General features: G+C 71.7%; 9 protein-coding genes. 4 read left to right on the forward strand and 5 right to left on the reverse strand.

The window, feature by feature from the left end; genetic code table 11:
- Positions 1 to 53 precede the first annotated feature (53 nt).
- From E2C05_RS10860 to E2C05_RS10875, 4 genes are all read right to left on the reverse strand, one after another.
- The gene (locus E2C05_RS10860; RefSeq protein WP_133219642.1) at positions 54 to 731 is read right to left on the reverse strand and encodes a 3'-5' exonuclease; all 678 of its coding nucleotides are present in this window, start codon (positions 729 to 731) and stop codon (positions 54 to 56) included.
- Positions 728 to 2,548 (reverse strand): DUF294 nucleotidyltransferase-like domain-containing protein, encoded by a 1,821-nt coding sequence (locus tag E2C05_RS10865; RefSeq protein ID WP_133219643.1) that lies wholly within the window; start codon positions 2,546 to 2,548, stop codon positions 728 to 730. Before E2C05_RS10865 ends, E2C05_RS10860 begins: the two co-directional genes overlap by 4 nt.
- A gap of 87 nt (positions 2,549 to 2,635) precedes the next feature.
- Positions 2,636 to 4,330 carry a cation acetate symporter gene (locus tag E2C05_RS10870; protein ID WP_133219644.1) on the reverse strand — a complete coding sequence of 565 codons (1,695 nt, stop codon included), beginning with the start codon at positions 4,328 to 4,330 and terminating at the stop codon, positions 2,636 to 2,638.
- On the reverse strand, positions 4,330 to 4,635 hold the full coding sequence (locus E2C05_RS10875; protein WP_133219645.1) for a DUF485 domain-containing protein: 306 nt from the start codon (positions 4,633 to 4,635) through the stop codon (positions 4,330 to 4,332). Before E2C05_RS10875 ends, E2C05_RS10870 begins: the two co-directional genes overlap by 1 nt.
- Positions 4,636 to 4,849: 214 nt before the next feature.
- Between E2C05_RS10875 and E2C05_RS10880 the strand changes: the two genes are divergently transcribed.
- Positions 4,850 to 6,748 (forward strand): AMP-binding protein, encoded by a 1,899-nt coding sequence (locus E2C05_RS10880; RefSeq protein ID WP_133219646.1) that lies wholly within the window; start codon positions 4,850 to 4,852, stop codon positions 6,746 to 6,748.
- Positions 6,749 to 6,794: 46 nt separating this feature from the next.
- Here the strand turns inward: E2C05_RS10880 and E2C05_RS10885 are convergent, their stop codons facing one another.
- Positions 6,795 to 7,868, reverse strand: coding sequence for a tartrate dehydrogenase (locus tag E2C05_RS10885; RefSeq protein WP_133219647.1), 1,074 nt, complete (start codon positions 7,866 to 7,868; stop codon positions 6,795 to 6,797).
- Positions 7,869 to 7,903: 35 nt separating this feature from the next.
- Here E2C05_RS10885 and E2C05_RS10890 point away from each other — a divergent pair, with 35 nt between their 5' ends.
- From E2C05_RS10890 to pyk, 3 genes are all read left to right on the forward strand, one after another.
- The gene (locus tag E2C05_RS10890; RefSeq protein ID WP_200305235.1) at positions 7,904 to 8,608 is read left to right on the forward strand and encodes a GntR family transcriptional regulator; all 705 of its coding nucleotides are present in this window, start codon (positions 7,904 to 7,906) and stop codon (positions 8,606 to 8,608) included.
- 144 nt (positions 8,609 to 8,752) lie between these two features.
- On the forward strand, positions 8,753 to 10,051 hold the full coding sequence (locus E2C05_RS10895) for a glycerate kinase type-2 family protein (protein ID WP_133219648.1): 1,299 nt from the start codon (positions 8,753 to 8,755) through the stop codon (positions 10,049 to 10,051).
- Positions 10,052 to 10,237: 186 nt separating this feature from the next.
- Positions 10,238 to 11,875 carry a pyruvate kinase gene (gene pyk / locus E2C05_RS10900; RefSeq protein ID WP_133219649.1) on the forward strand — a complete coding sequence of 546 codons (1,638 nt, stop codon included), beginning with the start codon at positions 10,238 to 10,240 and terminating at the stop codon, positions 11,873 to 11,875.
- Positions 11,876 to 12,159: the final 284 nt, after the last annotated feature.

Consider the following 12,159-nt stretch of genomic DNA (forward strand, 5'->3'; position numbering starts at 1 on the left):
TCAGAAACAGATGGGGGTCCGGGGGAATGCCTTCCCCCGGTTCTTGCTTTTTCTCAGCCGCCGGTCGGCGGCGGGGGGCCCTGCCCCGCCCTCTCCCGCGGGATGCGCACGCCGCGCGCCTGCAGGTCGCGCAGGGCGAGCCAGGCCATCGCCGCCATGACCGCGTCGTTCAGCGCGTCATGCGCCGCCAGCGGCGGGATGCCGAGATCCTTCAGCAGGCTGTCGAAGCGCAGGTCGAAGGCGGTCCCGGGCGGCGCATTGCCGTATTTCCGGTCGTAGTAGAGGCTGCTGACCTCGATCTGCGGGTTGGGCAGCTTCACCTCGATCAGGTCCATCGCATACTTGTCCAGCATGCGGACATCGAAGGCGATGTAGTAGCCGACCAGCGGCCGGCCGCCGATGAAGCGCAGTAGGTCGGGCAGCACGCGGCGCATCGGCAGCGCATCGGCGACGTCCCGCTTCAGGATGCGGTGGACCTTGATGCTGTCGGCGCTGGCCTCGGTCTCCTCCGGCTTCACGATCGCCTCGAAGCGCTCGCTGGTCAGGATGCGGTTGCCGCGGATGCGCACGGCGGCGATCGCCAGGATGTCGTCCTTCCGCGGATCGAGGCCGGTGGTCTCGCAGTCCAGCGCCACCGCCTCGTCCGGCGGCCCCGGCTCGAACAGGAACTTGTAGGCATGGTCGCCGAGCGAGGCACGGTAGAACAGCCGCCACAGCGCGCCGCGGCTCATCCGAAGCTGGCCAGGGCGTAGCGGTTGCGCAGCAGCTCGCGGAACTGCCGGACGATGCGCAGCGAGTCGCGCAGGATGTCGCGGTCGGCGGTCGACAGCGCCCCGGGCTGGATCAGCGCCTCCCGCTCCAGCGTGCCGCGCCGCACCGCCTCGAGTTGCGCGCGCAGCCGGTATTCCATGAAGACCCGCAGGGCCGACAGCAATTCCCGGCCGAATTCCGGCTCGAAGGCGCGCTGGTCGGTCAGCGCGGCGATCCGGCCGGCGGTCGAGGTCTCCAGGATGCCCTTGTCCATCGCCAGGGCGCGCATGCCGTGGACGATCGGGAAGATGCCGGCCTTCTTGATGTCGATCGCGTCGGAGGCGACGCCGACCCGCTCCATCAGCGTGGACAGCACGCCGAGCGCCGGGGTCTGGAAGCTCTCGACCAGGTTGGCGAAGCGGGCGATCAGCGCCCGCTCGCCCCGCATGGCCTCGACCATCGCCTGCTTCGCCTCCGCCAGCAGGCCGGCGCGGCCGGTGACCGGCACGGCGTCGAAGAAGATCGCCAGGTTCATCGCCGCCTCCGGCGTGCGCTCCATGATCCAGAGGCGAAGCTGCCGGACGAGGCCCGCGAGCGGCTGGGACCACAACGGGTTGCCGACCATGACCCTGCCCGGGCAGGGCGGGAAGCCGAAGCCCGCGAGTGCGGCGCCGAAGGCGTCCCGGAAGCGGGCAAGCTCTGCCTCCTCCACCGGGCCGTCCAGCAGCAGGCCGTTGTCCTGGTCGGTGCGGACGGTCTGCTCGCCGCGGCCCTCGCTGCCCATGATCATCAGGCAGCCATGCTCGCGGATGGCGGGCGGCGCCACCAGCTCGAACAGCTTCACGAACAGCCGTCGGTTGAGATCAGAGGTGATCTCGGCGATCTGCTCCACCTTCAGGCCCTGCCGGTGCAGGCGTTCCACTTGGCCCTGGATGTCCTGCGCGGGCCCCGTCAGATCCTCGACGCTGCGGGCGCGGTCGATGCGGCCGGGGATGAGCTGGGAATTGCCGGCGACCAGGCCGAGGATATGGATATCCTCGAGGAAGCCGGTGAACTCGGCCCCCTGGCGCACGGCGACGCGGCGCTTGTCGTGCCGGGTCATCAGCAGCAGCGCCTCGAAGATGAAGGCGTCGGCATCGACGGCGATGACGTCGAAATGCGAGACGTGGCGCACCGGCGTCTCATGCGGCAGGCGCTTCAGCAGCACGGCCTTCGCTAGGTTCATGCCGGTGACGACGCCGATGCGGCCCCCGTCCCGGACATAGGCGGCGTTGATGCTGGCATCCTGCATGCGCTGCGCGGCCTCGGCGATGCTGGCGCTGCCCTCGATCATCAGGGCGGGGCCGCGGCTCGCCTCCCTCACCCGGGCGCGCAGCACGCTCTCCATGCCTTCCTGCCGGCGGGCGCCGGAGAAGGCATCCAGCTTGGCCGAGACCTCGGAGTAGAAGAAGGCGGCGAAGGCCGGGTTGCGGGCGATCAGGTCCAGCACCAGCGCCCGCGGGACGAGGTAGCAGAGCGTCTCCCCGGCCGCGACGAAATCCTCCCCGGCGGAGCCATGGACGATGGCGCGGCTGTCGAAGCTGTCGCCCGGGCCGAGCAGGGCGTTGAGGGTCTCGCCCTCCCGCACCTCGACCGAGCCCTTGATGATGACGTGGAGATGTTCGGCCTTCTGGCCGGGCCGCACCACGGGCTCGCCCGGCGCGACATAGGCGATGTCGAGGCTCGCCTGGAGCTCGCCGATCTCCTGCTGGGTCAGCCGGTCGAAGGGCGGGTTGGACGCGTCGAAGCCGCTGGGCATGGGAGAAACTCGGGCCGGTCCAGGGGTCGCCTGACCCCTGGCGGGATGGGGTCCGGGGACGGGCAGGGCCCTTCCCCGGTGACGGACCTAGTGGATATGGGCGGAAGACGCCCCGATCCCCGTCTCGGACCGGACATACTGCGCATCGTAGGACGCCAGTTCCCGCTTCGCCCGCTGGCTGGCATCGAGCTTGGAGACGACATAGATCCCCACGAAGGCGATGGTCATGGAGAAGAGGGCCGGGTTGTCATAGGGGAAGATCGCGGCCTTGTTGCCGAAGGTCTGCACCCAGACCGCCTTGGACAGCACCACCATCGCCACGGCGGAGGCGAGGCCGAGGAAGCCGCCCCACATCGCGCCGCGCGTGGTGCAGCCCTTCCACATCGTGCTCATCAGCAGGACGGGGAAGTTGCAGCTTGCCGCCACGGCGAAGGCCAGGCCGACCATGAAGGCGACGTTCTGATTCTCGAAGATGTAGCCCAGCACGATCGCCACGATGCCGATGACGACGGCCGAGATCTTCGAGATGTTGACCTCCTTCCGCTCGGAGGCGCGGCCGCGCGCGATGACCTCGGCATAGAGGTCGTGCGAGACGGCGGAGGCGCCGGCGAGCGTCAGGCCGGCCACCACCGCCAGGATGGTGGCGAAGGCAACGGCGGAGATGAAGCCGAGGAAGAGGCTGCCGCCCACCGCATTGGCCAGGTGCACGGCCGCCATGTTGGTGCCGCCGAGCAGGCCGGTGATCTTGTTGATCACGCCGCCGGCGCCGGCCGTGTAGTAGGCCGGGTCGCTCATCAGGAAGGTGATGGCGCCGAAGCCGATGATGAAGGTCAGGATGTAGAAATAGGCGATCAGGCCGGTGGCGTAGAACACCGACTTGCGGGCCGCCTTGGCGTCGGACACCGTGAAGAAGCGCATCAGGATGTGCGGCAGGCCGGCGGTGCCGAACATGAGCGCGAGGCCGAGCGAGATGGCGGAGACGGGGTCGGCCACCATGCCGCCGGGCGCCATGATGGCGTCGCCCTTCGGATGGACCCGCACCGCCTCGGCGAACATCGCTTCCGGGCTGAAGCCGAAATGCAGCATGACCATGAAGGCCATGAAGCTGGCGCCGCCCAGCAGCAGGCAGGCCTTGATGATCTGCACCCAGGTGGTCGCCTTCATGCCGCCGAAGGCGACATAGACGATCATCAGCGCGCCGACGATCACCACGGCATAGAGGTAGTCGAGGCCGAAGAGCAGCTGGATCAGCTTGCCGGCGCCGACCATCTGCGCGATCAGGTAGAAGGCGACGACGACCAGCGTGCCGGTCGCCGACAGGATGCGGATCTGCGTCTGGTCCAGCCGGAAGGACGCCACGTCGGCGAAGGTGAACTTGCCGAGGTTGCGCAGCCGCTCCGCGATCAGGAACAGCACGATCGGCCAGCCCACCAGGAAGCCGATGGAGTAGATCAGCCCGTCGAAGCCGGAGGCGAAGACGAGGCCGGAGATGCCGAGGAAGCTCGCGGCCGACATGTAGTCGCCGGCGATGGCCAGCCCGTTCTGGAATCCGGTGATGCCGCCGCCGGCGGCGTAGAAATCGGCCGCCGACTTGCTGGACGCCGCGGCGCGGTAGGTGATGACCAGGGTGCCGAGGACGAAGAGGAAGAACATCGCGATGGCGGCGATGTTCAGGCCCTGCTTGTCCACCGCGCCGTCCACGGCGCCGGCCGCGAAGGCGACGGCATGGGTGCCGATATAGCCCACCAGCCCGGCCGCCAGGGCGAGGAAGAGGCGATGCATCAGGCGATGTCCTTCTGCAGGTCGCGCGTCAGCGCGTCGAACCGGCTATTGGCGCGCTGGACATAGATGCCGGTCAGCAGGAAGGCCGAGACGATGACCACCAGCCCGAGCACGATGCCGAGCGAGGTGACGCCGCCGCCCACCTTCATGGCCATCAGCGGCTGCGCGAAGGCGACCAGGAAGATGAAGCAGAGATAGATCGCCAGCATGACGGCCGCGAGGGTCCAGGCGAAGCCGGACCGCGTGCGGACCAGCTCCTGGAATTTCGGATTGTCCAGGATCCTCTCCTGGCCAGATGCAACCATGGTGGTAACCTCCCTTCCCGGCTTGGCGGATGCATCGCACCCTTGCCAGCCCGGCGGCCGTCCAGCGTTGATCCAGCGCAAGGCCCGGGCGGATGCGGCGGCCTACCCGCCGGGTGCGGGCTTCGGGCTGGGGCGGGCTTGCCGTGCCGCCCCAGCGGCTTGCCGCCCGGTCGGCGGCTTGCCAGTTTGCACGGCAAGAACCGGGGAGGATGCGATGCAGGCCAGTGCCAGCCAGTACGATGCCGCCTATGCCGCCTGGCAGCGCGACCCCGACGGGTATTGGCGGGAGGCGGCGCGGCGGATCGACTGGGACCGCGCCCCGGACCGCATCCTCGATCCCGCCGCCGGCCCCTATGGACGCTGGTTCCCGGATGCGCGGCTGAACACCTGCCACAATGCGGTGGACCGGCATGTCGCGTCCGGCCGCGGCGGGCAGGCCGCGATCATCTGGGACAGCCCGATGACCGGCCGCTGCGAGACCATCACCTATGCGGCGCTGCAGTCCCGCGTGGCGAAGCTGGCCGGCGCGCTGCGGGCGCGCGGCGTCGGCGCCGGCGACCGCGTGGTGGTCTACATGCCGATGGTGCCGGAAGCCGCCATCGCGATGCTGGCCTGCGCCCGGCTGGGCGCGGTGCATTCCGTGGTGTTCGGCGGCTTCGCGGCGGCGGAGCTGGCGGCGCGCATCGCCGATGCGAAGCCGAAGGTGGTCCTCGCCGCCTCCTGCGGGCTCGAGCCCGGGCGGGTGGTCGCCTACAAGCCGCTGCTGGACGCCGCCATCGCGCTGTCGCCGCACAAGCCGGACCGCGTCCTGGTGCTGCAGCGGGAGCAAAGCGCCGCGGCGCTGGAGGCAGGCCGCGACGAGGACTGGAGCGAGGCCGAGGCGGCGGCCGCGCCGGCGGACTGCGTGCCGGTGGCGGCGACCGATCCGCTCTACATCCTCTACACCAGCGGCACCACCGGGAAGCCCAAGGGGGTGGTGCGCGACAATGGCGGGCATGCCGTGGCGCTGCGCAACTCCATGGCCATGCTCTATGGCGTGGGGCCGGGCGACGTGATGTTCACCGCCTCCGATGTCGGCTGGGTGGTCGGGCATTCCTATATCGTCTATGCGCCGCTGCTGACCGGCGCGACCAGCGTGCTGTTCGAGGGCAAGCCGGTCGGCACGCCGGATGCGGGCACCTTCTGGCGCGTCTGCGCGCAGCACGGCGTGAAGGCGATGTTCACCGCGCCGACCGCCATCCGCGCCATCAAGCGCGACGACCCCGAGGGCAGGCTCGTCGCGCAGCACGACCTGTCGAGGCTGGAAGCGCTGTTCCTGGCCGGCGAGCGCTGCGACCCGCCGACCGCCGAATGGGTGTCCGGCCTGCTGCGGAAGCCGGTGATCGACCACTGGTGGCAGACCGAGACGGGCTGGCCGATCAGCGGCAATTTCCGCGGCCTCGGCCTGTTTCCCGCAAGGTTCGGAAGCGGCGGCAAGGCCAGCCCCGGCTACGACGTGCAGGCGCTGGACGAGGCCGGGCAGCCGCTGCCGCGCGGCCAGGGCGGCACGCTGGCGGTGCGCCTGCCATTGCCGCCGGGCTGCCTGCCGACGCTGTGGCAGGCCGATGACCGCTTCCGCGAGAGCTACACCGCCACCTTCCCGGGCTGGTACAACACCTCCGATGCCGGGGTGGTGGACGAGGAGGGCTACATCTCCGTCATGTCCCGCACCGACGACATCATCAATGTCGCGGGGCATCGCCTGAGCACGGGCGCGATGGAGGAGGTGCTGGCCAGCCACCCCGATGTCGCGGAATGCGCGGTGGTCGGCGTGAAGGACAGCCTGAAGGGCCAGGTGCCGCTGGGCCTCGTCGTGCTGAAATCCGGCGTCACCCGGGCGGAGGACGCGATCTGCCGCGACCTGGTCGGGCTGGTGCGGGACCGCATCGGGCCGGTCGCCGCCTTCAAGGATGCGAAGGTGGTGCCGCGCCTGCCGAAGACCCGGAGCGGCAAGATCCTGCGCGCCACCCTGCGCCGGATCGCCGATGGCGAGGATTACGTGGTGCCGCCCACCATCGACGACCCGGCGATCCTCGGCGAGATGGAGGGGACGCTGAAGGGCGTGGCGCGCTGAGGCGCCCCCGGGGGGAGCCACGCCGCGGCGTGGCTCCCCCCGGGTCCTACAGGTTCGCGCCGCGGATGGCGGCGATAACGGCCTGGGTCACCTGCTCGGTATTCGCGGTGCCGCCGACATCGGCGGTCAGCACGCCATCGGCGCAGACCCGCTCCACCGCCGCCATCAGCCGGTCGGCGGCCGGCTGCTCGCCGACATGCTCCAGCATCATCGCCGCGGTCCAGAAGGTGGCGACCGGGTTGGCCACGCCCTTGCCCGCGATGTCGAAGGCCGAGCCATGGATCGGCTCGAACATCGAGGGAAAGCGGCGCGAGGGGTCGAGGTTGGCGGTGGGCGCGACGCCGAGCGAGCCGGCGACGGCGCCGGCCAGGTCGCTCAGGATATCCGCGTGCAGGTTGGTGGCGACCACGGTGTCGATGCTGCCGGGGTGGCGCACCATGCGGGCGGCCATGGCGTCCACCAGCTCCTTCTCCCAGGTCACGGCCGGGTAGTCGCGCGCGACCTCGGCCGCGATCTCGTCCCAGAAGACCATGCCGTGCTTCTGGGCGTTCGACTTGGTGACGACCGTCAGCAGCTTGCGCGGGCGCCGGGCCGCGATCTCGAAGGCCGTGCGCATGATCCGCGTCACGCCGGCCCGGGTGAAGATGGCGGTCTCGGTGGCGACTTCCTCCGGGTGGCCGCGATGGGCGCGGCCGCCATGGCCGGCATACTCGCCCTCGGAATTCTCCCGCACGATCACCCAGTCGATGTCGCCCGGCGCCACCGCCCGCAGCGGGCTGGTCAGGCCGGGCAGCACACGGGTCGGGCGGATATTGGCGTACTGGTCGAAGCCCTGGCAGATCCGCAGCCGCAGGCCCCACAGCGTGACATCGTCCGGGATGTGCTGGTCGCCCACCGCGCCGAAGAAGATGGCGTCGAAGCCCTTCAGCGTCTCCAGCCCGTCCTCGGCCATCATCCGACCGGTCTCGCGGTAGTAGTCGCTGCCCCAGGGGAATTCCGTGACGTCCAGGCGGAAGCCGCCATCGCGCTCGGCCAGCGCCTGCAGCACCCGCAGGCCGGCGGGGATGACTTCCTGGCCGATGCCGTCGGCGGAGATGGCGGCGATGCGGTGGGTGCGCATGGGAGGCTCCTTCAGGGCGTGGTATGCTTGCTGGCATGGAAGACGAGACGGGGCCGCGCGTGCGGCCCATGGAACGGCCGGCGCGGCCGCGCGGCAGCCTGGCGGATGCCGCCTATGCCGCGCTGAAGGCCAGCATCCTGGAATCCCTGCTGCCCCCGGGCGAGGAGGCGACGGAGCAGGCCATCGCCGACCAGCTCGGCATGAGCCGGACGCCGGTGCATGAGGCGGTGCTGCGGCTGCAGCACGAAGGCTTCCTGCGCGTCCTGCCCCGCCGCGGCGTGCGGGTGCTGCCGATCGACCCGCTGGACCTGCGGGAGACCTATGACGTGCTGATCGCCCTGGAAGGCGCGGCGGCGGCGCTGCTGGCCGGGCGCGGCGCGGCCGGCGGCGCCGCGCTGGAGGCGATGGCGGCGGCGACGGCTGCGATGGACCGAGCGCTCGCCGCCGGCGACCGCAAGGGCTGGGCGGCGGCGGATGACCGCTTCCACCGCGTGCTGCTGGAAGGCGGCGGCAATGCCAAGCTGGCGCGGCTGGCGCAGACCGCGGCGGACCAGGCGCAGCGCGCCCGCAGCGCCACGGCGTCGCGGCGGCCGGACCCGCTGGCCTCCTCGGCCGAGCATGCGGCGATCCTGGCCGCCCTTCGCGCCGCGGAAGCGGAGGCGGCGCGCGCAGCGGTGGCGGCGCACCGGCGCCGGGCCAGCGAGGAGATCCTGCGCGTGCTGGGGGCGATGCCCGGCTGATGCGGCGTCCTCGGCTCCCGTCATGCGCGGCTTGTTCCATACCACCAGAAATTCCACAAGGGGCATTGCGCCCGCGGCACCCAAGGGGTCCAAGCATCGGCCACCGGCCCGGGCGCGCGGCGGGGCGTGGCGAGGAGGGGAAGGATGGCAGGCGGTTGGGATGACGCATCGGCCCGCGCGGCCCTGCGGGAGATGTTCGAGGCCGGGGTGCGCGCCGCCGACCCGCTGACGGTCCTCGCGCCGCACCTGCCCGAACCCACCGCCGATGGCCGTGTCGTGGTGGTGGGCGTCGGCAAGGCGGCGGCGAAGATGGCCCTGGCGGTGGAGCAGGCCTGGCCCGGCCTCCCCCTCTCCGGCCTGGTGATCGCCCCGCATGGGGCGGATATCCCCGACCCGCCGCCGGTCCGGCGCATCCCCGTCCGCTTCGGCAACCACCCGGTGCCGGATGCGGCGGGCGCGGCGGCGGCGGCGGAGATCCTGGCCGCCGTCCAGGGCCTCTCCGCGCGCGACCTGGTGCTGTTCCTGGTCTCCGGCGGCGGCTCCTCGCTCTCCACCCTGCCCGCCCCGGGCCTGACGCTGGACGACCTGGTGGCGGTGAACCGGGAGCTGCTGCGCTGCGGCGCCCCGATCGACGCCATGAACTGCATCCGCAAGCACCTCTCCGCCTTCTCCGGCGGGCGGGTGGCCGCCGCGGCGCATCCGGCGCGGGTGGTGACGCTGGCGATCTCCGACGTGCCGGGGGACGACCCCGCCGTCATCGCCTCCGGCCCCACCATCGCCGACCCCACCAGCTTCGCCGAGGCGCGGGCGCTGGTGGCGCATTACCGCATGCGCCTGCCGGAAGCGGCGCTGCGCCACCTGGAGCGCGCCGCGGAGGAGACGCCGAAGCCCGGCGACCCGCGCCTGGCGAATACGGAGCTTCGCATGATCGCCACGCCCATGCTGGCGCTGCGGGCGATGGCGGAGGAGGCGCGGGCCATGGGCCTGGCGCCGCTGATCCTGGGCGATGCGCTGGAAGGCGAGGCGCGGGAGCTGGGCCGGGTGCTGGGCGGCATCGCCCTGTCGGCCGCGACGCATGGCGTGCCGGTCGGCCGCGGCGCCGTGCTGCTCTCCGGCGGGGAAACGACCGTGACCATCGACGGCGCCGCCGGCGAGGGCGGGCGGGGGACGGAGACGCTGCTCGGCCTGGCCCTGGCGCTGAACGGCGCGGCGGGGATCTGGTCGCTGTGCTGCGACACCGACGGCATCGACGGCAAGTCGGACGCCGCCGGCGCCATCGCGACGCCCGACACCCTGGCCCGCGCCCGGGCGCTGGGCCGGGACCCGCGCGCCGCGCTGGCCGGGCATGACAGCACCGGCCTGTTCCGGGCGCTGGGCGACCTTGTCGTCACCGGGCCGACGCTGACCAATGTGAACGACGTCCGGGCGGTGCTGATCGCCTGACCCGGGCCGGGGCGCCGCGTGCGCCGGCCCGGGTCACGTTTCCGCGATGATTAAGGCGGCTGCCGGGGCTTGGCGCGAGGGCCGCCCTGGATCACCGGTCGGGCGCATCAGCCTGACCTTAAGATTAAGGGATAAGCATTTATATTAACCGCGACGGCCAGGGCTTAAGCCTGATAGGCTGCCGCCATGCGCGACGCCATCCTCGACGACCTCCTCAACCGCCGCGGCACCGGCGCGAAGATCGCCGCCGCCCTCGGCATCACCCCCGCCGCCGTCTCCCAATGGCAGCGGATCCCGGCCGACCGGGTCGCGGAGCTGACGAAGCTGCTGGAGATGCCGGCCTGGCAGCTTCGCCCCGACCTCTACCCGCCGCCGGAGGGCAAGCTGCGCGCCGCCCCGCGCATCCCGCTGCGGCGCCGCCGGCGGACCAAGATCGTCGCCACCCTGGGCCCGGCCAGCTCCTCGGCCGAGGTGATCGAGCGGCTCTACCGCGCCGGCGCCGATGTCTTCCGGCTGAACTTCTCCCACGGCACCCATGCCGACCATTCCGAGCGCATCGGCATCATCCGCGCCATCGAGGCGAAGGTGGGCCGCCCGATCGGCATCCTGGCGGATGTCCAGGGGCCGAAGCTGCGGGTCGGCCGCTTCCAGGGCGGCCGGGTGCAGCTCCAGGCCGGGCAGCCCTTCCGGCTCGACCTCAACCCCACCCCCGGCAATGTCAGCCGGGTCGAGCTGCCGCACCCGGAGATCATCCAGGCGGCCCAGATCGGCACCACCCTGCTGCTGGACGACGGCAAGCTGCGTCTGCGCGTCACCCGCGTCCGCGGCGACCACCTGGAGACCGAGGTGGTGGTCGGCGGCGCGCTGTCCGACCGCAAGGGGGTGAACGTGCCCGACGTGGCGCTGCCCATCCCGGCCCTGACCGAGAAGGATCGCGAGGATCTCGATTTCGTCCTGGAGAAGGGCATCGAATACATCGGCCTGTCCTTCGTCCAGCGGCCGGAGGACGTGGCCGAGGCGCGGACGATCTGCGCCGGCCGCGCCCTGATCATGGTGAAGATGGAGAAGCCGCAGGCGGTCGAGAATCTCGACGCCATCCTGGCGCTGACCGATTGCGTCATGGTGGCCCGCGGCGACCTCGGCGTGGAATGCCCGCCCGAGGAGGTGCCGCTGATCCAGAAGCGCATCGTCCGCGCCGCCAAGGCCGCAGGGAAGCCCGTCGTGGTGGCGACCCAGATGCTGGAGAGCATGATCGCCGCCCCCGCCCCGACCCGGGCCGAGGCGTCCGACGTCGCCACCGCGGTCTTCGACGGCGCCGATGCGGTCATGCTCTCGGCCGAGACCGCCGCCGGGCAGTACCCCTACGAAGCGGTCAACATGATGGACCGCATCGTCGCCCGGGTGGAGCAGGATGCCGATTGGCGCCGCCTGACCGACAGCGCCCGGCCGGAGCCGGAGGCGAACAGCGCCGGCGCCATCGCCGCCGCGGCGCGGCAGGTGGCGCACACCATCAAGGCGCAGGTCATCGCCACCTTCACCTCCACCGGCAGCACCACCCTGCGCGTGGCACGGGAGAGGCCGGACTGCCCCATCCTGGGCCTGACCGCTAACATGGAGAGCGCCCGGCGGCTGGCCGTGGTCTGGGGCGTCCATCCGCTGCTGACGCAGGAACCCAACACCATGGGAGACATGGTGGCCAAGGCGACCCGCGCCGCGGCGCAGGAAGGCTTCGCCACCCCGGGGCAGGAAGTGGTGGTGACCGCCGGCGTCCCCTTCGGCACCCCCGGCACCACCAATGCGTTGCGCGTCGCCACGGTGAAATAGCGCCGCCTCGCCAAGGCGTGATCGATCGCCGGGCCGGATCGCGGCCCGGTTGGGATTACTGCCCGGAAATCCCGGCGCCATGCCGCGTTGCGTTCCCGCTCGGGCTGCGGCCATTCCGCCGAAGCGCCCGGCGACGGAAGGGAACAGCAGCATGATCCAGTCCCGCATGGCCCAGCGGACGACCCGGAGGGCGGCGCGCGGCGCGACGCTCGCCGCCGGCCTCGCGCTTCTCGCGGCCTGCCAGGCGCCGCCGGCGCCCACCGCCACGGCCACGCCGGTGCCCG

Origin of the sequence: Paracraurococcus ruber, assembly GCF_004353985.1 — a bacterium.
Taxonomy (GTDB): domain Bacteria; phylum Pseudomonadota; class Alphaproteobacteria; order Acetobacterales; family Acetobacteraceae; genus Paracraurococcus; species Paracraurococcus ruber.